Annotated in this window: 24 protein-coding genes; 10 read left to right on the forward strand and 14 right to left on the reverse strand. The window is 40.8% G+C overall.

The features are described 5' to 3' along the window. Positions 1-56: 56 nt before the first annotated feature. From argH to sppA, 10 genes are all read right to left on the reverse strand, one after another. Positions 57-1,430, reverse strand: coding sequence for an argininosuccinate lyase (gene argH, locus MHB79_RS13215; RefSeq protein WP_003216440.1), 1,374 nt, complete (start codon positions 1,428-1,430; stop codon positions 57-59). After that, entirely contained in the window at positions 1,427-2,638 is a 1,212-nt protein-coding gene (locus tag MHB79_RS13220; protein WP_340989936.1) for an argininosuccinate synthase, read from the reverse strand. Before MHB79_RS13220 ends, argH begins: the two co-directional genes overlap by 4 nt. Before the next feature lie 173 nt (positions 2,639-2,811). Further along, positions 2,812-3,327, reverse strand: coding sequence for a MogA/MoaB family molybdenum cofactor biosynthesis protein (locus MHB79_RS13225; RefSeq protein ID WP_340866680.1), 516 nt, complete (start codon positions 3,325-3,327; stop codon positions 2,812-2,814). 104 nt (positions 3,328-3,431) lie between these two features. Next, positions 3,432-4,616 carry an acetate kinase gene (locus MHB79_RS13230; protein WP_003216471.1) on the reverse strand — a complete coding sequence of 395 codons (1,185 nt, stop codon included), beginning with the start codon at positions 4,614-4,616 and terminating at the stop codon, positions 3,432-3,434. Between the two features lie 229 nt (positions 4,617-4,845). Beyond that, positions 4,846-5,820, reverse strand: a complete 975-nt coding sequence (locus MHB79_RS13235; RefSeq protein WP_003216620.1) for a class I SAM-dependent methyltransferase — start codon at positions 5,818-5,820, stop codon at positions 4,846-4,848. 88 nt (positions 5,821-5,908) lie between these two features. Continuing rightward, positions 5,909-6,409 carry a thiol peroxidase gene (tpx, locus tag MHB79_RS13240; RefSeq protein WP_003216787.1) on the reverse strand — a complete coding sequence of 167 codons (501 nt, stop codon included), beginning with the start codon at positions 6,407-6,409 and terminating at the stop codon, positions 5,909-5,911. Between the two features lie 112 nt (positions 6,410-6,521). Next, positions 6,522-6,974 carry a GerW family sporulation protein gene (gene ytfJ / locus MHB79_RS13245; RefSeq protein WP_003216488.1) on the reverse strand — a complete coding sequence of 151 codons (453 nt, stop codon included), beginning with the start codon at positions 6,972-6,974 and terminating at the stop codon, positions 6,522-6,524. 14 nt (positions 6,975-6,988) lie between these two features. Then, positions 6,989-7,696, reverse strand: a complete 708-nt coding sequence (locus tag MHB79_RS13250; protein WP_106032619.1) for a DUF2953 domain-containing protein — start codon at positions 7,694-7,696, stop codon at positions 6,989-6,991. Positions 7,697-7,795: 99 nt separating this feature from the next. Then, complete coding sequence (locus tag MHB79_RS13255; RefSeq protein ID WP_137055335.1) at positions 7,796-8,317, reverse strand: RDD family protein; 522 nt, start codon at positions 8,315-8,317, stop codon at positions 7,796-7,798. Positions 8,318-8,331: 14 nt separating this feature from the next. Beyond that, the gene (sppA, locus tag MHB79_RS13260) at positions 8,332-9,333 is read right to left on the reverse strand and encodes a signal peptide peptidase SppA (RefSeq protein ID WP_012010881.1); all 1,002 of its coding nucleotides are present in this window, start codon (positions 9,331-9,333) and stop codon (positions 8,332-8,334) included. A 445-nt stretch (positions 9,334-9,778) separates the two neighbouring features. Between sppA and MHB79_RS13265 the strand changes: the two genes are divergently transcribed. The 8 genes from MHB79_RS13265 to MHB79_RS13300 all read left to right on the forward strand — a co-directional run bounded on the left by MHB79_RS13265 (position 9,779) and on the right by MHB79_RS13300 (position 18,146). Continuing rightward, positions 9,779-10,582 carry an NAD kinase gene (locus MHB79_RS13265; RefSeq protein WP_003216672.1) on the forward strand — a complete coding sequence of 268 codons (804 nt, stop codon included), beginning with the start codon at positions 9,779-9,781 and terminating at the stop codon, positions 10,580-10,582. A gap of 100 nt (positions 10,583-10,682) precedes the next feature. After that, positions 10,683-12,125 carry a DEAD/DEAH box helicase gene (locus tag MHB79_RS13270; RefSeq protein ID WP_340989939.1) on the forward strand — a complete coding sequence of 481 codons (1,443 nt, stop codon included), beginning with the start codon at positions 10,683-10,685 and terminating at the stop codon, positions 12,123-12,125. Between the two features lie 189 nt (positions 12,126-12,314). Further along, positions 12,315-13,370, forward strand: a complete 1,056-nt coding sequence (locus tag MHB79_RS13275) for a fatty acid desaturase (RefSeq protein WP_050943573.1) — start codon at positions 12,315-12,317, stop codon at positions 13,368-13,370. Positions 13,371-13,486: 116 nt separating this feature from the next. Further along, on the forward strand, positions 13,487-14,623 hold the full coding sequence (locus MHB79_RS13280) for a sensor histidine kinase (protein ID WP_003216252.1): 1,137 nt from the start codon (positions 13,487-13,489) through the stop codon (positions 14,621-14,623). After that, positions 14,620-15,219 (forward strand): response regulator transcription factor, encoded by a 600-nt coding sequence (locus tag MHB79_RS13285; protein WP_050943572.1) that lies wholly within the window; start codon positions 14,620-14,622, stop codon positions 15,217-15,219. The genes MHB79_RS13280 and MHB79_RS13285 overlap by 4 nt, the downstream gene beginning before the upstream one ends. Positions 15,220-15,421: 202 nt before the next feature. After that, complete coding sequence (locus MHB79_RS13290) at positions 15,422-16,342, forward strand: iron-hydroxamate ABC transporter substrate-binding protein (RefSeq protein ID WP_137055339.1); 921 nt, start codon at positions 15,422-15,424, stop codon at positions 16,340-16,342. Positions 16,343-16,452: 110 nt separating this feature from the next. Beyond that, the gene (locus MHB79_RS13295) at positions 16,453-17,142 is read left to right on the forward strand and encodes a response regulator transcription factor (RefSeq protein WP_226805363.1); all 690 of its coding nucleotides are present in this window, start codon (positions 16,453-16,455) and stop codon (positions 17,140-17,142) included. Further along, positions 17,142-18,146 carry a sensor histidine kinase gene (locus tag MHB79_RS13300; RefSeq protein WP_251190223.1) on the forward strand — a complete coding sequence of 335 codons (1,005 nt, stop codon included), beginning with the start codon at positions 17,142-17,144 and terminating at the stop codon, positions 18,144-18,146. The genes MHB79_RS13295 and MHB79_RS13300 overlap by 1 nt, the downstream gene beginning before the upstream one ends. Before the next feature lie 69 nt (positions 18,147-18,215). Here the strand turns inward: MHB79_RS13300 and MHB79_RS13305 are convergent, their stop codons facing one another. From MHB79_RS13305 to MHB79_RS13315, 3 genes are read right to left on the reverse strand one after another with little or no spacing between them, the layout of a single operon-like run. Next, entirely contained in the window at positions 18,216-18,824 is a 609-nt protein-coding gene (locus MHB79_RS13305) for an FtsW/RodA/SpoVE family cell cycle protein (RefSeq protein WP_340989940.1), read from the reverse strand. Between the two features lie 15 nt (positions 18,825-18,839). Continuing rightward, positions 18,840-19,463 carry a permease prefix domain 1-containing protein gene (locus tag MHB79_RS13310; RefSeq protein WP_340989941.1) on the reverse strand — a complete coding sequence of 208 codons (624 nt, stop codon included), beginning with the start codon at positions 19,461-19,463 and terminating at the stop codon, positions 18,840-18,842. Further along, on the reverse strand, positions 19,454-19,798 hold the full coding sequence (locus MHB79_RS13315; RefSeq protein WP_003216467.1) for a PadR family transcriptional regulator: 345 nt from the start codon (positions 19,796-19,798) through the stop codon (positions 19,454-19,456). Before MHB79_RS13315 ends, MHB79_RS13310 begins: the two co-directional genes overlap by 10 nt. A gap of 322 nt (positions 19,799-20,120) precedes the next feature. Here MHB79_RS13315 and MHB79_RS13320 point away from each other — a divergent pair, with 322 nt between their 5' ends. Next, positions 20,121-20,882 carry an ABC transporter ATP-binding protein gene (locus MHB79_RS13320; protein ID WP_003216695.1) on the forward strand — a complete coding sequence of 254 codons (762 nt, stop codon included), beginning with the start codon at positions 20,121-20,123 and terminating at the stop codon, positions 20,880-20,882. Next, positions 20,872-22,809, forward strand: coding sequence for an ABC transporter permease (locus MHB79_RS13325; protein ID WP_137055343.1), 1,938 nt, complete (start codon positions 20,872-20,874; stop codon positions 22,807-22,809). Before MHB79_RS13320 ends, MHB79_RS13325 begins: the two co-directional genes overlap by 11 nt. A gap of 40 nt (positions 22,810-22,849) precedes the next feature. Here the strand turns inward: MHB79_RS13325 and MHB79_RS13330 are convergent, their stop codons facing one another. Further along, entirely contained in the window at positions 22,850-24,202 is a 1,353-nt protein-coding gene (locus MHB79_RS13330; protein ID WP_340989943.1) for an amidohydrolase family protein, read from the reverse strand. Between the last annotated feature and the right edge of the window lie 12 nt (positions 24,203-24,214).

Genomic DNA, 24,214 nt, shown 5'->3' on the forward strand with positions numbered 1-24,214 from the left:
CAATTTCCTTGTTCCATTACAAAAAACCATCCGTATAAACGAATGGTTTTGGTCAGTTATGCTAGGCAGGCTTTTGCTTTTTCTAAAGCGAGCTGAATTTGTTTAAATCCAGTTCCACCTGCGCTTGTTCTTTTTTCAACAGCAACATAAGGATCAAGAACGGTGTAAATGTCTTCTTCAAAAAGATCGCTCGCTTCTGTAAATGTCTCAAACGGAAGATCACTTAAGTAGATGCCTTTTTGAATGCATGTATACACGAGCTTGCCAACGATTTCGTGTGCTTCACGGAATGGCATGCCTTTTTTCGCAAGGTAGTCTGCCACTTCGGTCGCATTTGAGAAATCTTCTTTCGTTGCTTTTTTCATGACATCTTCGTTCACTGTCATTGTTTGAATCATGCCTGTGAAGATTTGCAGGCTGCCGGCGATGGTTTTGACTGTATCAAACATGCCTTCTTTATCTTCTTGCAGGTCTTTGTTATACGTAAGCGGCAAGCCTTTCATAATGGTGAGAAGCCCCATCAGGTTGCCATACACACGGCCTGTTTTCCCGCGGATCAATTCTGCCATATCCGGGTTTTTCTTTTGCGGCATCATGCTGCTCCCTGTTGCATATGTGTCATCAAGCTCAATGAATTTGAATTCTTGAGAGCACCATAAAATGATTTCCTCACAAAGACGCGAGAGGTGCATCATGACAAGGCTGCTGTTAGACAAGAACTCTAAAATGAAATCCCGATCACTTACGCCATCAAGGCTGTTTTCGTAAATATGATCAAAACCAAGCAGCTCCGCTGTATATTCACGATCAATTGGGAATGTCGTTCCTGCTAACGCCCCGCATCCAAGTGGAGACACGTTAATTCGTTTCAAAGAATCTTGAAAACGCGCTTTGTCACGCTCTAGCATCCAGAAATAGGCGAGCATATGATGCGCAAAGGAAATAGGCTGTGCACGCTGTAAGTGCGTATAACCTGGAAAGATTGTTTCAACGTGCTGTTCTGCTTTTTCCACAAGCACTGTTTGAAAGGAAGAGATCAGTTCAATGATATGCTCTACTTGGTTATTCAAATATAAATGCATATCAGTGGCAACCTGATCATTCCGGCTTCTCGCTGTATGCAATTTGCCGCCAAGCGGACCAATCTCATCAATGAGCATTTTTTCAAGGTTTAAATGGATGTCCTCATAATCCACTGAGAATTCGAGTTCATTTGCCTCTGCCTTTTTCATGAGCGTATTCAATCCATCTTTAATGGCAGCGGCCTCGTCATCGCCCAGGATACCGCATGTATTCAGCATACTTGCATGAGCAAGGGAGCCGGTCAGATCTTCTTTGACTAATTGTTTGTCGAAATGAATGGACGCGCCAAACTCATCGACCCATTTTTCTGGTGTTTTTTGAAATCGGCCTCCCCAAAGCTTTTTCATGCTTTAACCTGCTCCTTTTTATTCACGATGCTGTTCACTTTTGTTGGTAAGCCCCAAAGGTTAATAAATCCTACCGCTGCATCATGATCGAATTCATCTGCTTTTGTGTAAGTTGCTAAATTTTCATCATAAAGTGAATATGGTGATTTACGTCCTTCAACAATGGCATGGCCTTTAAATAGTTTTACACGTACGACACCTGTTACGTTCTGTTGTGTTTCTTGTAAGAAAGCATCTAGTGCTCCTTTAAGAGGTGAGAACCATAATCCGTTGTATATTAATTCAGCCATTTTTTGTTCAACGATTGGCTTAAAGTGTGCGACTTCCTTCACTAGCGTTAAGTCTTCAAGCTCTTTATGTGCTTTTAGAAGTGTGACAGCACCTGGGCATTCGTACACTTCACGAGATTTAATGCCTACAAGACGGTTTTCAACGTGGTCGATTCTGCCAACCCCATGCTGACCAGCGACTTCATTTAAATGAAGAATAAGATCTGATAAGGAATACTGAATACCATCAATAGCTGTTGGTTTTCCTTTTTCAAACGTGATTTCAATGATTTCAGGTGTGTCAGGTGTTTTTTCAAGTGGCGTCGTTAAATCATACGCTCCTTCTGGCGGTGCAGCCCAAGGATCTTCTAAAATGCCGCACTCGTTACTTCTGCCCCAAAGGTTTTGGTCGATTGAATATGGGCTGTCTAAGTTAATCGGAATTGGAATACCATGTTTTTGTGCATAATCGATTTCTTCATCGCGAGACCATTTCCACTCACGCACTGGTGCAAGAACTTCTAGGTCTGGATTCAATGCTTTAATGGATACTTCAAAACGGACTTGGTCGTTTCCTTTTCCAGTACATCCGTGCGCAACCGCTACTGCATTTTCTTTCTCTGCGACTTCCACTAGTTTTTTTGCAATAAGTGGACGAGATAATGCAGATACAAGCGGATATTTCCCTTCATACATCGTGTGTGCTTGTAAGGCAGTTAGTGCAAATTCCTCTGCGAATTCATCTTTTGCGTCAATCATGTAAGACTGAACCGCTCCGACTTGAAGTGCTTTTTGTTGAACGAATGCTAAGTCTTTTCCTTCACCTACGTCTAGGCAGCAAGCGACGACTTCGTATCCTTGCTCTTGTAACCATTTAACTGCAACAGAGGTATCAAGACCTCCGGAATATGCTAATACGACTTTTTTATTTTGTGACATGATTGAAAAGCTCCTCTCACTTGTTTTGATTCTGCGAATGTTTTTTGCATAAAAATAAGTTTTAATTTATAAACATGCATTTAGTATGTATACACTGTAACAAGGAAAAATTGTTTTTTCAACCCCTTTATGAAAAAAACTCCGCCAAATTTTCTTGGCAGAGTCATTTTGGGCTATTTTTGATCCTTTTCAAGCTCTCGTAAGACGTGAGGAAGCTCTGGAATGATGAGTTTTGTCATGGCTAAACGAACAGCTCCAGTAGAGCCTGGTGTGGCAAAGACGGCTTTTTGATTGACGACCCCTGCCGCTGCCCGGGACAACATAGCGGCTGAACCGATGTCTTCTGTATAGCTTAGCATGCGGAAAATTTCGCCAAAGCCAGGCAGCTCCTTGGAGAAAAGCGGGGTGATCGCTTCAATGGTGACATCCCTTGCGGCAATTCCTGTGCCTCCGTTTAACAAGACGGCATCTATTTTTGGTTCGCTTGTTCCCTCTAGCACAGCGTCTTGGATCGCTCCAATGTCATCTTTTACAATATCATATGCAAGAATGAGATGTCCCTGTTCTTTAAGCAAATCAATCATCAGACGGCCGCTTTTATCTGTTTCTTTCATTCTTGTATCACTGACCGTAATGACTTTCACATAAAGCCTCGCTTTCGCCTCACGTTTATGTTCTGTCACGCCCATTTTCGCACCGCTCCCTTTTGCTTCGTATTGGACAACATTATAGCATGCTGCTTTTAACAGAAAAAAGCTCTTTTCCTTATTGGAAAAGAGCTTCTTCATTTTGATTACGCTAAGCGCATAACGTCTCTTGCAATCATGACTTCTTCGTTCGTTGGAATAACGATCACTTTTACAGGAGAGTGCGGGTAGCTGATGAATGCTTCTTCGCCTCTCATGTTGTTAAGAGAAGGATCCCAGTAAACGCCCATGAATTCTAGACCACGAAGGACACGTGCTCTTACTTCTGAACTGTTTTCACCGATTCCAGCTGTGAAGATGATCGCATCTACGCCATTCATTCTCGCTGCATAAGAACCGATATATTTATGAATACGGCTTGCAAAAATATCAAGAGCTACTTCTGCACGGTCGTTTCCTTCTTCTGTTGCTTCTTCAATATCACGAAGGTCACTTGATAGACCAGACACACCTAAAAGACCACTCTTCTTATTCAAAGTTGAAAGTACTTCTTCAGCTGTATGTCCTGTTTTCTCCATAATAAATGGAATAAGGGCAGGGTCAATGTTACCTGAACGTGTTCCCATTGCAACACCCGCAAGCGGCGTGAAGCCCATTGAAGTATCGATTGATCTTCCGCCTTCAACTGCTGCGATACTCGCACCATTTCCAAGGTGACAAGAGATCAGACGAAGCTCTTCAAGAGGACGGCCTAATAGCTCTGATGCACGCTCTGTTACGAACTTATGGCTTGTCCCGTGGAATCCGTATTTACGAATACCAAAGTTTTTGTAGTAGTCGTACGGAAGGCTGTATAGGTAAGACTGCTCTGGCATTGTTTGGTGGAAAGCTGTATCGAACACAGCAATCGCTGGTACGTCAGGCAGAATTTGTTTGAATGCTTTGATTCCTACAACGTTTGCAGGGTTGTGCAGTGGTGCTAGCTCTGAAAGCTGATCAATGTCATTGATGACTTCATCAGTTAAAAGAACAGAGTCGCTGAATTTCTCTCCACCGTGAACAACACGGTGTCCTACGCCATCAATTTCATTAAAGTCTTTGATGATGTTAAATTCAATTAGTTTTTCAAGTAGCATTTTAACCGCTACTGCATGATCTGGAATATCTGTGACTTCTGTTTTCTTTTCTCCATCTACAGAAATCGTGAAGATACTGTTGTCCATTCCGATTCTTTCAACAAGACCTTTTGTTAAAACGGTTTCTTCTGGCATGTCGAACAATTGGAATTTAAGAGATGAGCTTCCTGCGTTGATTGCAATAATTTTAGACATTCTTGTCGCTCCTTTTACTCAGTTGTTATATAAGGTTTCACGTTTTTTCCGGTGCTATATTCAACCTGTATGACGGGTCTTTTATAGTTTAACGATAAGTCCGAAAAATATCTGACTTTTTCATTTAAACATTGAAAACTTTGCATTTCAAGTGCACCTTCGAACTGTTATCGCTTACATCGATAAGTCGATATTTTCTGAATAATAAAAAAGCCAGACATCACTCTGGCTATTCTTTCGTTTCTTTTTCTTCTATAAACCATTGGTCTAATTTTCTCATTACACCCAACATTGATTCTTTTTGTGAGAAAGACGGTAGATTGGCAAACAGCATCCGTTTTGGTGCTTCGAGCCCTTCCTTTTTCTTTTGCATCACAAACAAGCTTTTGGCGTGCTTTTTGTCCTTGAACATGGAGACCGGCAGCTGAATTAATGCATTCATATATGCATGATCTTTGATAAAGTCCTTTAATTGCACGCTTTCTTTTCCTTCAAACAAATCGTTTGGAATGATGAAGAACAAGAAGCCGCCTTCTTTTGTATAACGAAGGCTTTGTTCAATAAATAAATAATGCGCAAAGGCATGTCCTTCTTTTGCCTTTAATTCATAGTCTGCTGCACGCTCATCATTTGGATAATAACCAACTGGCAGACTGCATACAGTGACATCTACTGGAGAGATCAAAAGCGGCTCAAGACTGTCTTGATGGAAAAGCTCGACTTCCTTCTCTTCCAAGTTCGCCTGTGCCCATGCAATTTTAATGAGGACATCATCAATTTCAGACGCAAAGCCGCGCTTTGTTTCTGCAGTCAGATTATTTAAGACAGCAAGCAGTAAGTTCCCTGTTCCTGCTGCTGGATCAAAGACAACTAGCTCTTTTTGTCCTTCTAAAAATTTATTCACCAAGTAGCTGACAAACAGCCCGATCGTATCTGGTGTCATCTGACGATTTGGATGGGAAATATCCTTTTGTCCTTTCAATACGGCGAGCTGAAACGCTTTACGAATCTGCTCATGATCATAAGAGGCAAAATCTGCTTTCTCTATTAAATCCTTTAGTAAACCGTCTCGATCATTTGCTTGGAAAAAGGCTTCTCCTGCTTCAGCTAATGCCTCAATATAGGAAATGCTTTGGTCCTTTTTTAATCGAATAGAAGCTGTATCGAGCAGCTCGAAAATCGTACTTACTTGATCTTTCTGCAATGCTTTTCTCTCCTCGCTTTGTTAAAAGCTATATGTTCTCATTGAAAAGAGCCCCAGTATGAAGCCGGAGCTCTTGTCGATGCTGCTTTTATAACAGTGATTTTGCAGCTTCAATGGCTTTTTCATAATTTGGGTGATTCGTTGCTTCGCTTACGTATTCAGTGTAAACCACTTTCCCATTAGGGTCTAATACGAAAACTGCACGCGCCAATAAACGCAATTCTTTCATATACACACCGAATGCTTCACCAAATGACATATCTCTGTGATCAGATAATGTTTCGACATTTTCAATTCCGTTTGCTCCGCACCAGCGTGCTTGTGCAAATGGAAGGTCTGCACTAATTGTATAGATATTGACCGGACCTAAACCGGCTGCCTCTTCATTGAAACGTCTTGTTTGTGCGTCACACACACCTGTATCAATAGAAGGAATCACTGAGATGATCGTCACTTTTCCTGTTAAATCAGAAAGTGAAACTTCCCCTAGTGAGTTCGTTAATACCGTGAAATCCGGAGCCTGCTCGCCTACTTTTACTTCATTTCCTACAAGCGTGACAGAACTCCCTTTAAATGTGATCGATGCCAAAACAATTCCTCCCTTATCAAATGTATGGTTCTATCATAGTAGAGAAAGCAAAAAACTGCAAAGCCTAATCTTCGCTTTTGAAAAAAAAGTTAACTGCAGCGCAGCTAACTTTTTAAAGGTCTATGTCATCTAGTTTTCGTTCTTTATGACGGTTCTCCCGTTCATCCTTCTTAAACATGTGCTGAAGACGTTCAATTGCTTGAGGAGCAGAATCCAATATTTTATCAAGCAGATGTGTATGTTCATCCAAATGAAGCATTCGAACGCCGTTTGTTCCGACAATTAAGAAGGCGATTGGTGTAATAGACACACCTCCGCCGCTTCCTCCGCCAAATGGGAGTCGCGGTTCTTTTCGTTCTTGATCATCAGAACGTTTTTCTTTCTTTTGGTTTCCGTTAAATTCACTGCCGCCGGCTGCAAATCCAAAACCAACCTTCGACACAGTAAGGATGACACTGCCGTCAGGGGTTTCGACTGGATCGCCGATGATCGTATTCACATCTATCATTTCTTTTAAGTTTTCCATCGCTGTCTTCATAAGACCTTGGATTGGATGATCTGCCATTTTCGGGTTCCTCCTTAAACAGATGATTCATTCTTCGTTGCTTGAAGAGAGGCACTTTTTCTCGCCTTTCTTCCTTTTAACCAATGAACAAGTAAACGAATGGCTGCAAGCATAGCATGTCCAATACGAAAATAAGCTATACATGTAAACTGGGTCTGTGACACATTGTGCTGAAAGGCAGGAATGACTTCATATACCGGTTTATGCTTAAAGGTGAGATGCTCCTGCATAAAGGCAAGTAGTGCTCCTTTCACTGACCATACACCGCCGGCTGCTACACCTGTCAAAGCAGCGTCATGAAAGCCGATCCATGTTGACCAGTGAAACGAGACAATTCTCATGCGAATGAAGAATTTACGCATGATCCGGTTTAAATCGACGATCTCTTTTGTGATGCGCTCCATTTGATGAAGGATCTGCTTCATATCACGTTTTCCCACTTTTTTATGTATGGATTCTTTTTCGTGACTAGGGGTTTTGGCGCTCGCCATTTTCTTTTCACGTATATCAATCGTTTGATCCTCTGGATTGACCCTCACCATCGGAATGTCTTTTTTGAGTCTGATGATTCCATATAAGGTGATGATCTTCAGTGCAAGATGATCATCGTCATTTGCATGTGAATAATCCAGTGAAATGGTCACTTTCATGAAGATTAATAAGATTCCAAGGAACAAAAAAGCTGCGATCCAAACGTAAAGCACTGTGCTCACTTCCTTCATAACAAATGATGCTTCCTCTACGATTATGGCTCTCATTCTGGATTTTATACCCAATCATAAAAAAAAGAGTTTGACCGGTACCCGGCCAAACTCCTCTGATTATACGTTTGCTTCTGTTTTTTCATATAGGTGTTCATGGACGACCACCGTATCAGCAAAGTAATCATGAACCCCTTGCTTTTTCGGTGTGAATCCAACAACAGCATAGAGAACAAAGAGCGTATTGATATAGCGTCCTACAATCTCTCTAAAGAAAATGACATCCCATGCCAGCTTCTTCTCAGGCTGAAGTGAGACCACTTTGATTCCAAACACCATTTTCCCAAGTGTTTGCTGAAAGAATTTCGTCATGATGGCGAAATAAAGCAGGAATACAATCGTCGTTGTGACGGAGAATGGAGAAAACCATCCTCCTCCTTTGGACCAGCCGAACAGACTAAAGATTGGAGAAACCGTCAAATGGTTGACACCCCAGACGACGAGCCAATCAAGAATAAACGCCCAAAACCTAATCCAAAAGCCTGCAAACGCCTGTGCTTCAATCACTGCATGTTTCGCAAGAGCCGGATTCGATTCTTCTTGGCTACGGCTTTCGGTTACTTCATCGAATGTAGAATCCATCTATGATCCCTCCTTTATTTTGAATAGAGATACATCGGTTTAGACCCATTTGAGCCAGCCAGTGTTTCTTTTAGATTGAGAAAATCAATTTCACTTTTAAAGAGTTTGCTTGCGCTCATATTGAAGAGAGAGTTCCAGCCAAAACTTTGAGAATAGCTGATCACTGTCGCTCCTTTTAACCCTTTTTCATTTTTCTTCATTGCTTTGATTGCATCTTCATAATATCCAAGCTCATCGACTAATCCGTTCGATTTCGCCTGTGTTCCGTCATAGACCCGGCCGTCAGCAATTTTCTTCACGTCTTGTTTTGACATGCCGCGTCCTTCAGAGATGACTTTGACAAATCCTTCATACGAGTTATCCACCATGCTTTGCATGATGTCGCGCTCATCTTTTGTCATGTCACGATTTGGCGACATGATGTCTTTGAATTTTCCGCTCTTAATTGTTTCGTATTTAATACCTAAATTATCTGCCAGCTTTGAATAGTTCAAGCTTTGCATGATCACACCTAACGATCCTGTTAATGTTTCAGGTGAAGCAAAGATTTTTTTGGCTGGAGTTGATACGTAGTAGCCGCCAGAAGCTGCCATAGAGCCCATGGAGACGTAAATCGGCTTCTTCGCTTTTTTCACTTCTTCTAATTTTTTATGTATTTCTGCACTTTCATAGACACCGCCGCCAGGAGAGTTGACGCGTAGCAGTACACCTTTTACTGAAGCATCATCTTTCGCTTTTTCTAGTTCCTTGAGGAATGCACGATGATCGTAACCTTCTCCGCCTAATAGACTCGATGCGCCGCCATTATCTTGGATGGTTCCATTAATCTCAAGAACCGCTATTTTTCCAGCACCGCTTCCATCCTCTAGTACCTTTTCTTCTATTTCATCCCCAAATTGATAGCTCATTTTATTGTCATTGAAGCTTTCATACAAAGCCGTCGTGACACTAATCACAATTGAAAATCCGAAAACTCCAAGTGCAATGATTAACGCTACCCATCTTTTCGCATTCATCTTTTTCTCCTCCTTTTTGTCTCTCTTCATTGATACGAATATTCACATGAAATGTTTCACAGGAATTGTGGTTTTTTTACATTTCATTTCATCATATGATAGCACCTCTCTTCTTTCACGATCAACTTTACATCGTCTGCCAAGAGATACGTGTGACGAAAAATTGGCTTTTTTATCCTCTCTCTGCACCTATTAGGCTAGGTCTTCACCACAACAAAACACCTAATCCACTCTTTCATAAGAAAACAGCTATTCAATTATGCTCAAATTCTGCCCTTTTCAAATCCCTTACATTGACTCATTTCTAAAAATGAATGCCACCATCATGAAGGTTTTTCTAATGTTTTTACTTTCATATGAAAAAAGTGTAAAATGTGAGCAAGGCTTCATATGTAAGCCCTTTATTACTCTAAATCTACTTTTGACAACGAAGGGGAGAACGTCAATGACAGACAATCGTCGCAATGTATTTTTCTTTTACAAAAAAGATCATGAATTGGATGGACACATTTCTTCTCTGGAGAAGCTCGCTACTGATCAAGGCTTTCAAGTCGTCAAGCGTGCAGAGGATGCCCATATTATTGCTTCAATTGGCGGAGATGGCACATTTCTTCAAGCAGTCCGCAAAACGAACTTCCGGGATGACTGCTTATATGTAGGGGTATCAAAAACAGAGAATTCGCATCTATACTGCGATTTTTCATTAGAACATTTTGATAAAATGATTGATGCCATGAACACTGAACAGATTGAAGTGAGAAAATATCCGATCATTGATGTAAGCGTTGACAGTACCAATCAATTTCATTGCTTAAATGAACTGTCGATCCGCTCAAGCATTATTAAAACATTTGTGATCGATGTGTATATAGATGATTTCCACTTTGAAACATTTAGAGGAGACGGAATGATTATTTCTACTCCGACTGGCTCAACAGCCTACAATAAATCGGTAAACGGCGCCGTGGTTGATCCGATGCTCCCTTGTATGCAAGTCACAGAGCTTGCATCGCTAAACAACAACTCGTACCGTACACTGGGCGCTCCTTTCATCTTAAGCAGTGACCGCAAGCTAACGCTGAAGGTTGTGCAGGACGGAAACGACCATCCGATTATCGGGCTTGATAACGAAGCGCTTGGCACAAAACACGTCAAACAAATCGACATCGGCCTTTCAGGAAAAGTCATTAAAACGGTAAAATTAAAAGACAACTCCTACTGGGAAAAAGTAAAACGCAGATTCCTTTAATCAAAAAGCTCCTTTATGGGGCTTTTTTTCATGTCTTTTCATTCACGGTCATGATTATGGTATGATGTCACAAGTATGAATGTACGAAAAGGAGAACACGATGACATTACAACAATTTGATCAATATCCATTAAGCGATGATTTAAAACAAGCGCTAAAAGCACTTCACTTCCATACACCTACACCTGTTCAGCACGAGACATTATCCGTTGCTTTTTCAAGGCAGGATCTGATCGTCAAATCTCAGACTGGCAGTGGCAAGACCGCAGCCTATGGTCTGCCGATTTGTGAAATGGTCGATTGGGCTGAAAATAAACCTCAAGCCCTCATCCTCGTTCCAACGCGAGAACTCGCCATGCAGGTAAAACAGGACCTTACAAGCCTTGGACGATTGAAACGAATTAAAGCCGCAGCCATTTATGGAAAAGCCCCTTTTCAAGCCCAAAAAGTAGAGCTTGCACAAAAAAACCACATTGTGTGCGGAACACCAGGACGAGTCTTGGATCACCTTGAGAAAGGTACTCTTTCCTTAGAAAACCTTAAATTTTTCGTGTTAGATGAAGCGGATGAAATGCTGAACATGGGATTTATTGAGCAAGTTTCTTCTATTATTGAGTATCTGCCGCCAAAGCGCATGTCAATGCTCTTTTCAGCGACCATGTCTGATGAGATGAAGAAATTAAGTGAACAGTTTTTACAATCACCAAAAGTAATTGAAATTGCACGCGCGGAAACGTCTGTACCACAAATCACCCACACCGTGATTGAAACGGAAGAAGAAGCGAAATTCTCTCTTCTTCAGCGTACGATCGTCATTGAAAATCCAGATAGCTGCATTATTTTCTGTAATACACAGGATCGAGTCAATGAACTCACGATGAAGCTGGATGATTGGGATGTGCCTTGTGACAAAATTCATGGAGGCATGAGACAGGAAGACCGTTTCGCTGTTATGGATGAATTCAAAAACGGGGAATTCCGTTATTTGATCGCAACCGATATAGCAGCCCGGGGCATTGATGTCAGTGACATGACACATGTGATTCATTATGACCTCCCCTATGAAAAAGAGCGCTATATTCACCGAACAGGAAGAACAGGCAGAGCGGGAAAAAGCGGAAAAACCATTGCGTTTATGACGAAAAATGCAAAACCTCTGATTGATGAATTAAAAGAGGAAGCAGGTATTGATTTCAAAACGCAGCCTTATCCAACAAAGGAAGATGCAGAGCAGCATGTAGAAGGCTTTGAAGAAAAGATTGAAACGCCAATTCAAAAGGAAAATAAACAGGCGGGCGTTGAGAAAGATATTATGAAGCTTTATTTTAACGGCGGGAAGAAAAAAAAGCTGCGGGCCGTTGATTTCGTTGGGACCATTGCCAAAATAGAAGGCGTTGCCTTTGATGACATTGGGATTATTACCATTCAAGATACGAAAACATATGTCGATATTTTAAACGGCAAAGGCCCTCTTGTGCTAAATGCTATGCGCCACACAACCATTAAAGGCAAGCAGTTAAAAGTTCATGAAGCACGTTCATAAAAAGTGAAGGCTAAGCGCCTTTACTTTTTTATTTAAAATAAAATAAGCTTACAAACCCTGATACCGTCAGCCTTTCCTGCAATCAACATGACAAATGTCATATTAAATACATGATGGGTGCTACTATGAGCATGACACCTTTCCTTCTATACTTTGAAGTAGAAAGAAACGGAAAGGACTTGAACGTTCATGACGACTTCAACAAACACACAGCAGCAAGCCACTTTAAGAAAACAAGTTGGCCAATTCTCTGGTGCTGATTCAAAAAAAAGTATCATGCAACTCATTAATACATTTATTCCATTTTTGGGGCTTTGGTTTCTTGCCTATTATAGCCTGAACATCTCCTACCTTTTAACCCTCTTCTTTGCGGTTATTGCAGCTGGTTTTTTAGTACGTGTCTTTATTATTTTTCACGACTGCTGCCACCAATCCTTTTTTAAACAGAAGCCGCTGAATCACCTGTTTGGTTTCATAACGGGTGTACTCACCCTTTTCCCTTATCTTCAATGGCAAAGAGATCATTCAATTCACCATGCCACAAGCAGTAATTTAGACAAACGAGGTACTGGTGACATTTGGCTCCTGACAGTCAAAGAATATCAAGAAGCATCTGCATGGACGAAATTCCGCTACAGATTTTATCGTAATCCTTTTGTGATGTTTATTTTAGGACCGATCTTTGTTTTTCTCTTAAAAAACCGTTTCAACGTCAAAAATGCTCGTAAAAAAGAGCGCTGGAACACGTATTTCACAAATGTGAGCATCATTGCGCTAGCAGCTGCAACGTGTCTACTTTTTGGCTGGCAGGAGTTCCTGCTTGTCCAAGGTCCAATCTTCCTGATCTCAGGATCAATCGGTGTATGGCTGTTTTATGTGCAGCATACATTTGAGGATTCTTACTTTGAAGAAGATGAACATTGGAATTATGTGCAGGCGGCAGTAGAAGGCAGTTCTTTTTACAAATTGCCAAAGCTTCTTCAGTGGTTAACAGGCAATATCGGCTATCACCATGTTCATCATTTAAGTCCGAGGGTACCGAATTATCACTTGGAACATGCACATGATCATAGTGAGCCGCTTCAAAATGTTCCAACCATCACTTTAAAAACAAGTATCGAATCAATGAAATTTAGACTTTGGGATGAAGAAACGAAAGCATTCGTTACCTTTAAAGAAGCACGGCAATCTAAGAAGATGCCCGCACCTGTCATTAAAGGAGACATTCTAAAGAAAAATGCATAATTGGTGCAAGCTCTTTCTTACACTAGAAGGAGCTTGTTGTCATTTACAGGATGCAACCATAAGTTGAATTTGATAAAGTAAGGAAAAAGAACGAAAACGGAAAAGGTGGCACACGGATGAAAAAACAGTTAAAAATTCAAAAATTACATGGGATTTCTCCCTATATATGGGCCATTTTTTTCATCCTTCCCTTTTATTTTATCATTAAGGCTCCTTCGACTTTAGGCATTGTAATCGGCATTATTTTGAACGTTGTCTTTTTCGCTGTCTATCGTTTTGCCTTTATCGCAAAAGGCTGGTCTTTATATGTATTAGGCCTTCTCTTGATTGCGATTTCTACTGGCTATGTCATGCTCTACAGCTACATTTATTTCGCTTTTTGCATCGCCTATTTCAATGGGCATATTAAAAGAAAAGTACCTTTCTATATCTTATACTATATTCATGTCGGGAGCGCCGCCATTGCTGTAAACTTCAGTCTGATCTTAAAAAAGGGCTGGTTTCTCACGCAAATCCCCTTGGTTCTCATTACACTCATTAGTGCCATTCTCCTCCCTCTCAGCATTCGAAGCAGGAAGGAACGTGAACGGCTCGAAGAGAAATTAGAAGATGCCAATGAACGGATCGCTGACCTTGTAAAAATTGAAGAAAGGCAGCGCATTGCACGTGATCTGCATGATACCCTTGGACAAAAGCTTTCCCTCATCGGTTTAAAGAGTGATCTTGCCCGAAAACTGGTTTATAAAGACCCAGAGCAGGCACGCGCCGAACTGAAAAGCATCCAGCAAACAGCCAGAACGTCTCTCAATGAAGTGCGGAAAATTGTTTCCTCCATGAAAGGTATTCGGATCAAGGATGAAATGTCGAACATCGAGCAAATTCTCGAAGCAGCGGGGATTGAATTGATTTATGATGAAAAGGAAGCGCCAAAACACATCTCTCTTCTTAACGAAAACATTGTAAGCATGTGCATCAAAGAGGCCGTGACAAATGTCGTCAAACATAGTGATGCGACCGTTTGCAAAGTCACCATTCATCAAAAATCAAAGGAAGCTATCATCACCGTTGAGGATGACGGGACATTTAAAGGCGATGATCCACTCTCTCCAATGAAGGGGCATGGCCTTTTAGGAATTAGAGAAAGATTGGAATTTGCAAATGGGCGCCTGCGTATTGAGACAAAGGACGGAACAAAGCTGATCATGAGCATTCCAAATGATTCAGCAGCAAAAGACAAGGAGGGGATGAAATGATCAACATCTTTATCGCAGAAGATCAGCAAATGCTGCTCGGTGCGCTCGGTTCACTTCTTGATTTAGAAGACGATATGACGGTTGTTGGAAAAGGTACGAACGGTCAGGACGCCATCGATTTTGCCAAAAAACACCCTGTTGATATTTGCTTAATGGATATTGAAATGCCAGGAAAAACGGGACTTGATGCAGCGGAAGAGCTCAAAGGAACAAATGTAAAAATCATCATTTTAACGACCTTTGCCCGCTCTGGTTATTTCCAAAGGGCGCTCAAAGCTGGCGTCAGCGGCTATATGCTGAAAGATAGTCCAAGTGAAGATCTGGCAAGTGCCATTCGCAGTGTGATGAAAGGGAAAAAGGTGTACGCCCCTGAATTAATGGAAGACTTATATAGTGACGAAAACCCTTTAACAGATCGAGAGAAATCAGTCCTTGAACTCGTTGCCGACGGCAAAAACACAAAAGAAATTGCGAAGGAGCTCAGCATTAAAAGCGGCACTGTCCGAAACTACATTTCCATTATTTTAGATAAGCTAGAAGTGAAAAACCGCATTGAAGCCATTACACGCTCAAAAGAAAAAGGCTGGTTTAAATAAGAAAAAAGATCAGGACACATGCTGCCTTGATCTTTTTTTTCTACCAAAAATCTCCTCTCCTATTTTTTATCACCAACTATCAAAATGTAATTGACAACAGACCGCACTTCTATGATATGATATCCAAGTGATAATAATTATCATTATCACTCATACAATCAAATACCCGGCTAATGTGCCGATTTCAAAGGAGTCTACATTCATGAAGAAAATATTGTTCCCTCTGATGCTCATCTTTGTACTTGCATTGAGCGCATGTGGCAATAGCAGCAGCTCTTCCTCAAATAAAGGAAATCAATCAACAGCATCAGACAAAATTACATATGAATCTGAAAATGGCCCTGTGAAGCTGCCAGCGCACCCAAAACGTGTCGTTGTACTTGGTTCTTACACTGGTAATGTTATGTCACTTGGTGTGAACCTGGTCGGCGTCGACTCTTGGTCAAAAAAGAACCCTCGCTTCCAAAAGGAATTAAAAAATGTGGAAGAAGTGTCGGATGCCAATGTCGAAAAAATCATGAAGTTAAAGCCTGATGTCATCATTGGCTTAAGCAATACAAAAAATGTAGAAAAACTAAAAAAAATTGCACCAACCGTCTTGTTTACGTATAACAAAGTCGATTACCTACAGCAGCATATTGAAATTGGAAAAGTATTAAACAAAGAAAAAGAAGCCAAAGCATGGGTAAAAGATTTTAAAGAACGCGCAGCTGAAGCTGGAAAAGAAATTAAAGCAAAAATCGGCGAGGATGCGACGGTTTCTGTGTTTGAAAGTGGCACAAAAGATCTTTACGTGTTCGGAGATGCATGGGGCCGGGGCACAGAAATTCTTTACCAAGCAATGAAACTAAAAATGCCTGAAAAAGTGAAAGAAAAAGCATTAAAGGCTGGCTACTATGCGGTTTCACAAGAAGTTATTCCTGAATTTGCTGGAGACTATATGATCATTAGTAAAAACAGCGAAATGGACAATTCCTATCAAAACAGTGAAATTTACAAGTCCATCCCAGCTGTGAAAAAACATCGTGTGTATGTGGCAAATGCAGAAGAATTCTATTTTAATGATCCGCTCACACTTGAGTATCAACTATCATTCTTTAAAAAGCACTTTTTAGGTAAATAAACTGAAGCAAGGGAGCCCTTCCCTTGCTTTTTTCTTATATGCTTCTAGCGGCAGCATCTTTTTTCCGCTACAATGACATACAAGCGAATACAAAAAGTGTGGTGCTGGTTTTGTTTAAAATTTTACTCATTGAGGATGATACAACCCTCTTCCAAGAAATCAAAGAACGTTTAGTCAACTGGTCCTATGATGTTTATGGGATTCACGATTTTCAACAGGTGATGCAGGAATTCACTTCTGTTCAGCCTGATCTCGTCATTATCGATATACAGCTCCCAAAATACGATGGCTTTCATTGGTGCCGGATGATTCGGCATCATTCAAATGTACCAATCATCTTCCTCTCCTCACGTGACCACCCTGCTGATATGGTCATGTCAATGCAGCTCGGTGCCGATGATTTTGTACAAAAGCCCTTTCACTTTGACGTGCTTATTGCCAAAGTCAGTGCTGTCCTTCGCCGCGTGCATGATTATAATGCAGAACCGGCTAGCTTAAAGTTATGGTGCGGCGCTACGATTGATCTAGAAAAAAACACCGTCACAAATGATCACGGTGAAGTTGAATTAACGAAAAATGAGTTATTTATTCTCAAGGAATTGATTCAGCATAAAAATCATATTGTCAGCCGGGAATCACTCATTCAAGCACTGTGGGAGGATGAACGGTTTGTCAGTGACAATACACTTACTGTGAACGTCAATCGCCTTAGAAAAAAACTAGATGAGATCTCCCTTGGCACCTACATTGAAACAAAAGTGGGCCAAGGCTATCTTGCAAAGGAAAAGGATGATCAATGATGCTGCACGCATTTTTAAAAGAACGAAGAAGCTGGATTCTGTTCTTTCTTAGTTTGCAGCTCCTCATTCTGTTTGTTGCTTATTTGGATACGACCATTCCAATGGCATCTCTTTTTTATATTGTGTTATTATCTACGTTTTTCATGATCGTCTTTCTCTTTTTCCGATACCGTAAAGAAACGGCGTATTATGAGCGGCTGAAAGAATGGGATGATCATATTGATCATCAAATGCGGCTCACGCCATCTTCCCCATTTGAACAGCTTGTACATGATGCGACGTCTGAGCAAATTGCCCGCTACCGAAAAATGGCAGCAGAACAGCAAATTGCCCTTGAAGAAGAGAAGGATGAATTACTCTCATGGATACATGAAGTGAAGACACCTCTCACAGCGATGCACTTGATGATTGACCGCTTAACAGAGCAGCCGCTAAAATCAAATATGACGTACGAATGGCTCAGAATTCATTTATTACTCGATGCCCAGCTGCATCAAAGCAGAATACGTCATATCGAAAATGATTTATTTATTGAACAGCTGGACCTGCAAAGCATCATAGCGAAGGAAATCAAAGCGCTCCAATCATGGTGCATGCAAAAAGGGATCGGCTTTGAACTCACGCTAGAAGAACGTCACGTATTAAGTGATACAAAATGGTTATCCTTTATGATCAGACAGGTACTCACAAATGCAGTCAAGTACAGCCAATCGTCCGATATTGCCATTGAAAGCAAGAAAATGGATGACCAAGTGATGCTGACGATTACAGATCAAGGCAGAGGAATTGACCCAAGAGACCTTCCACGTATTTTTGAAAAAGGCTTTACCTCAACTAGACATCACAATGACACAGCCTCAACAGGAATGGGACTCTATTTAACAAAAAAAGGAGCAGACGCTCTTCATATCAAGATCGAGGTCAACTCCACGATAGATCAAGGCACAACCTTCACCTTCATCTTTCCGAAAAAGAATGATTTTGTGCATATTGCGAGCATGTAACAAAACAGACGAATCAAAATCTCTTCGCATACGGCTGCAAGCTAGTGCGAAGAGATTTCATTCTTTTATTTAAGAAATGCTCTCTGCCTCTTGACGCACAATATCTCCCATCTTTCTACGTCTATAAATACTTAAAATCATCCCAACAGCCATCAATTCAAGCAGAATATGAGAACCGCCATAGCTCATGAAAGGCATGGACAATCCAGAAAAAGGCAGAAAGCCGAAATTAGTAACAATGCTTAAAATCAATTTTGCTGCAAACACAGCTGCAAAACCTGTCATCAGCATTTTTCCATAAGCCATTTTTACGCGTTTTGTTGTATGAAAGATTCGGTAAATAAAAATGACAAACAACATAAGTACAACGACTCCTGCTAGCCAGCCAAATGAAAAAATGATATATGTAAACATCCAATCAGTGTGAACCTCGGACATTGCAGAAGGAATGATTTGAAGTCCGTTTGAACTAAATTGATGGACTGTGTAAAGTTGTCTACCTGCTTGAAAAAGAGAAAACATTTCAAACATTAGATATATACCGCCTGCTGCTGCCAGCGGAATGATTTGCCTTAAACTAGCACTAGACACACACATCATCGTTAAACACATGACAAAACAGATAACGGTCGCAGGAAGAAAACCAATCGCACTGATTAGAATAACTGGTAAAACCATAATCCCTACTCCAAGCTAAGCTTTGAGACCATTCTCCCAATTCCAAGAGTGAAAGATACCTGCTAAAGAAACAGCCACAAGAAATGGTACGACCTCCGTCAAATTGATTGAGATATCGCTTAATCTTAAAAACAGAACACCGTTTACTCTTATGCCAAAAATCATCGTCAGAAGCACCATTCCAAGCGTCCCTATATATAAATGCCAGGAGTATTTCAATAAGCGCCGATAATCGAAGGAAAATAAAACAAACATAAGCACTAGTCCAACTAAATAAAAGGCGAGACTTTTATAAAAAATATTCATGTCTTGTAGATTTGTAAACTCCGAATGAAACTGCAAAAAGTACATGATAAGCAGTCCAAAAGAACAAGCGGCTAATACAAGAAGAAACATTTTAAGATCCATTTCGGTTTTATGTGTTTCATGAAGCTGCGCTCCAAGAATGGTCGCATCCCCAATTTGCTCTAGCGCTTGATCCACCGCCTCTTCTTCAGACATCCCAGCATTCATCGCTTCCTCTTTTAGCGTGTATAGATGATCCATAAGTTCAAGCTTGATTTCCAAATGGACATCTTTATTTTTGACTCGTTTACATACATTCTTCATATATTTTTCAAACTTTTTTTCTAATCCCATGCGATTTTCACTCCGTTCAACACGCCATCGACTGCATTTTTGAAAACATCCCATTCTTCTTTCTTTTCTTGCATAAATGCTTTTCCTTGTTCATTTATTTTGTAATATTTTCTTTTCCGATTGCCATTCCCTTCGCCCCAGTAAGAGATAATGAATTCTTTCCCCTCCAAGTTGTGCAAAATCGGATAGATTGTTCCTTCTTTAAAGCTGAAAATACCTTCAGACTTCTCCTCCAATGCTTTGATCATTTCATATCCATACATTGGCTTTTCATTTAACAAACTTAAAATCAGGGTAGCTGTACTTCCCTTTAAAAGCTCTTTACTTACTTTCATTCCTGATCACTCCCAATACATAGATTTACTATGCATATATTTGATATGCATATCTTACATGAATAAAATGACCATGTAAAGCTCCAAAACGTCATAATACCAAGAAAAATCCAAGAAGATTGATACATAAGAATGAAAAACAGATAAAATGAATGTGTGATGATCAGAAACAAACTTAAACAAAACATATGAACCGTTTAAAAAAACAAGCATGTGACAACAATGTCACATGCTCGTCTGTTTTGTTCGCCAAATCGAAGGAAGTCCGGCGGGCTTCTTTTTATACTAGAGTTATCAATTAAATAGAAAAGGGGATCGACAAATGAACATTTTAGAAGCTCGCAAAATATATAAAAGCTACGGAAATAAATTCAACAAACAAGAGGTGCTGAGTGGCATTGATTTGACCATTGAAGCCGGAGAATTTGTCAGTATTATGGGGCCATCAGGCTCGGGGAAAACAACCCTTCTGAACGTATTGTCCTCTATTGATCATGTGTCCAGCGGATCAATTCGTATCGCAGATGTTGAGATGACACAAATGAAAGATCAGCAGCTCGCAGAATTCAGAAAAAAGCAGCTTGGCTTTGTTTTTCAGGATTATAACTTACTTGATACACTCACGGTCAAAGAGAACATCCTCTTGCCATTATCCATCTCCAAAACGCCGAAGAAAGAAGCTTTCGAACGTTTTCAACAGCTTGCGGAGGACATGGGCATCTATGAACTAAGAGACAAATATCCGAATGAACTCTCTGGTGGACAAAAGCAGCGGACTTCAGCGGTTCGTGCCTTCATTCATGAGCCAAGTCTGATTTTCGCAGATGAACCTACTGGAGCGCTTGATTCCAAATCTGCATCTGATTTACTCAATAAACTGCAAGATTTCAATCGAAAACGAAAAGCGACCATTGTTATGGTGACACATGATCCTGTTGCAGCCAGCTATTCAAGACGCGTCATTTTTATCAAGGACGGACAAATTTATACTCAGTTGAATAAAGGTGCTTTAGAGAGAAAGATGTTTTTCGAGGATATTATGAAAACGCAAGGTGTTTTAGGCGGTGTGAAGCATGAACATTAATCAGCTCATTCTCCGTAACCTGAAGAAAAATTTGAAGAATTACTATTTATATGTGTTTGCTCTCGTGTTTAGTGTGGCGCTCTATTTTTCTTTTGTCACCTTGCAGTACTCACCAGCACTTGATGATGTAAAAGGGTCCATTAAAGGCGGTGCGTCGATTAAAGCCGCTTCGGTGCTGCTCATTGCCATCGTTGGGATCTTCCTGTTATATGCGAACAGCATTTTTATTAAACGCCGAGGGAAAGAAATAGGTCTCCTGCAACTCATTGGCATGACGAAACAAAAAATTGCCAAACTGCTCAATGCAGAAAATTTTATCCTCTACGTGTTCTCAATGGCTGTTGGCATCATAGCTGGATTTATTGGTTCAAAGCTCATGCTGATGGTGTTATTTAAAGTAACCGGCGTGAACGCCATCGCCAACCTGCATTTTTCAGGCATGGCCCTTTTGCAGACACTTATCGTCTTTTTCATCATCTATGGATTAATTATGCTAAGAAATAGACGGTTTATTAGTAAACAGACAATTTTATCTTTGTTTCGAACCACGTCTTCTACAGAGCAGCGTGTGAAAAAGATCTCTGTGTTTGAAATCATCATTGGGGTTTTCGGTATTGCCTTGATCAGCTCAGGCTATTATATTTCTTCTCAGCTTTTTAGCGGCTCATATACGTCTATACTTGAATTATTTTTAGCCATGATTTATATTCTAGCCTCTGTCATTATCGGTACCTTTCTTTTTTATAAAGGCTCTGTTTCTTTCATTGCCAATATTGTACGTAAAAGAAAAAATGGCTATCTCGCCATTCATGAAGTCCTGTCTTTGTCATCTATTATGTTCCGATTAAAATCAAATGCACTGCTTTTAACGATTATTACAACCGTATCTGCTCTTGCCATCGGGTTGTTATCTTTAAGCTACATTTCCTATTACTCAGCAGAAAAAACGGCTGAACAACAGATTCCATCACATTTTGTCATGGGCTCAGAGAAAGAAGCCAATACCTTCGCTCGTGCACTTTCTGACAAACATATTGCATATGAAAAAAAGCAGTTCAAGGTCATTCAAGCGGATTTTGACGCAAAGAAGATCATGGATTCGGAATTAGATAGTTTGAAGAAGGATCCAGGAGTCTTGACACTGTCTGTGATCAGTGAGAAAAATGCACCTAATATTCATGTGGAGAACAACGAAGTCATTTTAAGCGGCTACAGTGATATATTGAAGAAATTCATGCCGATTCAAAGCTCAGGTGATGTGAAACTTCTTATCAAGAAACCGCTTGATTTAAAAGTCATTGATATGAAGAAAGATTACATCATCTCTTACAAGTTCACTTTTGGCGGTCTGCCTGTTGCCGTCGTAAGTCAAAGTGTTTTTGAGCAGCTTGACCAGCAGAAAGATCCTAAACTGCAGCTTGAGAATAACCAATATAACGCAATCAATATAAAAGATGATCAAAATCTTGAACAAGCCAATGATGTGTTTACATCTTTAAAACTAAGTGACAACAGCATGTCTCAATTAGCTTCAGCTCAGCAGCAAAAGCAAACAATGGGACTGATGATGTTTGTGGTTGGATTTTTAGGTTTAAGCTTCCTTGTCACATCAGGCTGTATTTTATACTTCAAACAGATGAATGAAAGTGAAGAAGAACAAAGCTCGTACACGATCTTACGTAAGCTTGGCTTTACAGAGAAAGATCTATTAAAAGGCATACGACTCAAACAGCTATTTAACTTTGGGATTCCGCTCATCATCGGATTGCTGCACAGCTACTTTGCCGTACAGTCAGGCTGGTTTTTATTCGGCGGTGAACTGTGGACACCAATGCTCATCGTCATGTCGATTTATACGGTGTTATATTCTATCTTCGGATTCCTATCTGTCCAGTATTACAAAAAGGTCATTAAAGAATCCTTGTAATTTATTCCCCATAGGCCGCTGCCTATGGGGATATGTTTGTTTATGATGGAGTTGATTCAAACTTATGCGATAGAATATGATCTCTTGCCGCATAAGCTTTCCGTTTGACCTCTTCTAGGTTCACACCGACAAGCTTTCCGTTTCGTTTCACTGCTTTTCCAGCCACATAGACAGAATCAACATTTGAAGGATGTGCCGTTTGGACAACTGCTCCAGCCGGATCTGTCATCGGCAGAAGATTCATGCTTGTCCGGTCGATCAGGATGAAATCAGCTTCTTTTCCAGGTGTGAGCGAGCCAATTTTATGATCAAGCTGTAATGCACGAGCTCCATTGATCGTCGCAGCTTCAAGCATTTGATGAGCAGAAATCCCAAGTTCAGGTCCTGGCATAATGCCCTCCATCAGCAATGATTGATTTTGGAGCGCGCGCTCTGCCTGAAGTCCAAATTTCATTTGAGCAAACAAATCACCGCCTGTCGCTGTGACCACGTCTACACCGAGTGTTGGAAGAACACCTTGTTCGATCGCAAGTCCTGTGACAGGATAACCGTGACCCATCATCATCTCAATTTCAGGTGTAATGGATATGGAGCTTCCGCTGTCTGCCAGCATCTTCATTTGATCCGCATCGATTGCATTGATATGCACCATGTTGAGATCAGGTCCAAGTAATCCCGCTTTGTGAAGTCGCTCAATTGAACGATCCTCCGCTCCCCAGTTCCCAAAGCCAATATGCATACTGCATAAAGCATCTAGAGACCGGGCTGTTTCAATTTCAAATACTGAAGTTTCCCATGAAGAAAACTCTGGTCCACGAATCGCAAGCCCCATCGTCAAAAGCTGATCTGATGATTGAAAATGCGCTTTTTTCACGCGTGCTGCGTCCTCCATATTGGTGAGCGTGCTCTCCCTATCCCAATACTCAGCATCTCCAGAGGAACCGAAAGCAAAAACAGCTCGAATGCCCGCATCTTTCAAACCTCTGATGAGTTCTTCTGTATGATCCATTGAATTGATCATCGTCCAGTCTAGAAATGTGGTCACTCCGGCATCTAATGCCTCTAATGCCCCTAAATAATTTGCGATTCGATCATCGGATGGGCGTCTCATCGCACCATAGTTTCCATAATAGATTTTGCTCAAATATGTCTGCAACGACCAATCTGTGCCTATGCCTCTGATAACAGACTGCCACACATGACGATGTGTATCCACAAGCCCTGGCATGATCACCATATCGGACGCATCGACGGTGTCAGCATCATTTGCTTCAATGAAAGGTCCGACCTCTAAAATGTGTGTCCCTTCAATTAATAAATCTCCTTTTTCTAAAAAACCTAAAGTTGGATCAAGTGTTAAAAGCGCTGCATCTTTAAACAATGTTTTCTTCATCCATATCCCCCT

Origin of the sequence: Bacillus sp. FSL M7-0558 (assembly GCF_038003245.1) — a bacterium.
GTDB classification, from domain to species: domain Bacteria; phylum Bacillota; class Bacilli; order Bacillales; family Bacillaceae; genus Bacillus; species Bacillus pumilus.

What these genes read in the sequence shown, in the direction of transcription:
- argH (WP_003216440.1), bottom strand. Translation starts at nt 1,430, where the DNA reads ATGAAAAAGCTTTGGGGAGGCCGATTTCAAAAAACACCAGAAAAATGG.
- MHB79_RS13300 (WP_251190223.1), top strand. Translation starts at nt 17,142, where the DNA reads ATGCTGCACGCATTTTTAAAAGAACGAAGAAGCTGGATTCTGTTCTTT.
- MHB79_RS13320 (WP_003216695.1), top strand. Translation starts at nt 20,121, where the DNA reads ATGAACATTTTAGAAGCTCGCAAAATATATAAAAGCTACGGAAATAAA.
- MHB79_RS13285 (WP_050943572.1), top strand. Translation starts at nt 14,620, where the DNA reads ATGATCAACATCTTTATCGCAGAAGATCAGCAAATGCTGCTCGGTGCG.
- MHB79_RS13265 (WP_003216672.1), top strand. Translation starts at nt 9,779, where the DNA reads ATGACAGACAATCGTCGCAATGTATTTTTCTTTTACAAAAAAGATCAT.
- ytfJ (WP_003216488.1), bottom strand. Translation starts at nt 6,974, where the DNA reads ATGGCAGATCATCCAATCCAAGGTCTTATGAAGACAGCGATGGAAAAC.
- MHB79_RS13225 (WP_340866680.1), bottom strand. Translation starts at nt 3,327, where the DNA reads ATGGGCGTGACAGAACATAAACGTGAGGCGAAAGCGAGGCTTTATGTG.
- MHB79_RS13230 (WP_003216471.1), bottom strand. Translation starts at nt 4,616, where the DNA reads ATGTCTAAAATTATTGCAATCAACGCAGGAAGCTCATCTCTTAAATTC.
- MHB79_RS13255 (WP_137055335.1), bottom strand. Translation starts at nt 8,317, where the DNA reads ATGGATTCTACATTCGATGAAGTAACCGAAAGCCGTAGCCAAGAAGAA.
- MHB79_RS13290 (WP_137055339.1), top strand. Translation starts at nt 15,422, where the DNA reads ATGAAGAAAATATTGTTCCCTCTGATGCTCATCTTTGTACTTGCATTG.
- MHB79_RS13315 (WP_003216467.1), bottom strand. Translation starts at nt 19,798, where the DNA reads ATGAAAGTAAGTAAAGAGCTTTTAAAGGGAAGTACAGCTACCCTGATT.
- sppA (WP_012010881.1), bottom strand. Translation starts at nt 9,333, where the DNA reads ATGAATGCGAAAAGATGGGTAGCGTTAATCATTGCACTTGGAGTTTTC.
- MHB79_RS13275 (WP_050943573.1), top strand. Translation starts at nt 12,315, where the DNA reads ATGACGACTTCAACAAACACACAGCAGCAAGCCACTTTAAGAAAACAA.
- MHB79_RS13250 (WP_106032619.1), bottom strand. Translation starts at nt 7,696, where the DNA reads ATGAAGGAAGTGAGCACAGTGCTTTACGTTTGGATCGCAGCTTTTTTG.
- MHB79_RS13280 (WP_003216252.1), top strand. Translation starts at nt 13,487, where the DNA reads ATGAAAAAACAGTTAAAAATTCAAAAATTACATGGGATTTCTCCCTAT.
- MHB79_RS13330 (WP_340989943.1), bottom strand. Translation starts at nt 24,202, where the DNA reads ATGAAGAAAACATTGTTTAAAGATGCAGCGCTTTTAACACTTGATCCA.
- MHB79_RS13270 (WP_340989939.1), top strand. Translation starts at nt 10,683, where the DNA reads ATGACATTACAACAATTTGATCAATATCCATTAAGCGATGATTTAAAA.
- MHB79_RS13325 (WP_137055343.1), top strand. Translation starts at nt 20,872, where the DNA reads ATGAACATTAATCAGCTCATTCTCCGTAACCTGAAGAAAAATTTGAAG.
- MHB79_RS13305 (WP_340989940.1), bottom strand. Translation starts at nt 18,824, where the DNA reads ATGGTTTTACCAGTTATTCTAATCAGTGCGATTGGTTTTCTTCCTGCG.
- MHB79_RS13310 (WP_340989941.1), bottom strand. Translation starts at nt 19,463, where the DNA reads ATGGGATTAGAAAAAAAGTTTGAAAAATATATGAAGAATGTATGTAAA.
- MHB79_RS13220 (WP_340989936.1), bottom strand. Translation starts at nt 2,638, where the DNA reads ATGTCACAAAATAAAAAAGTCGTATTAGCATATTCCGGAGGTCTTGAT.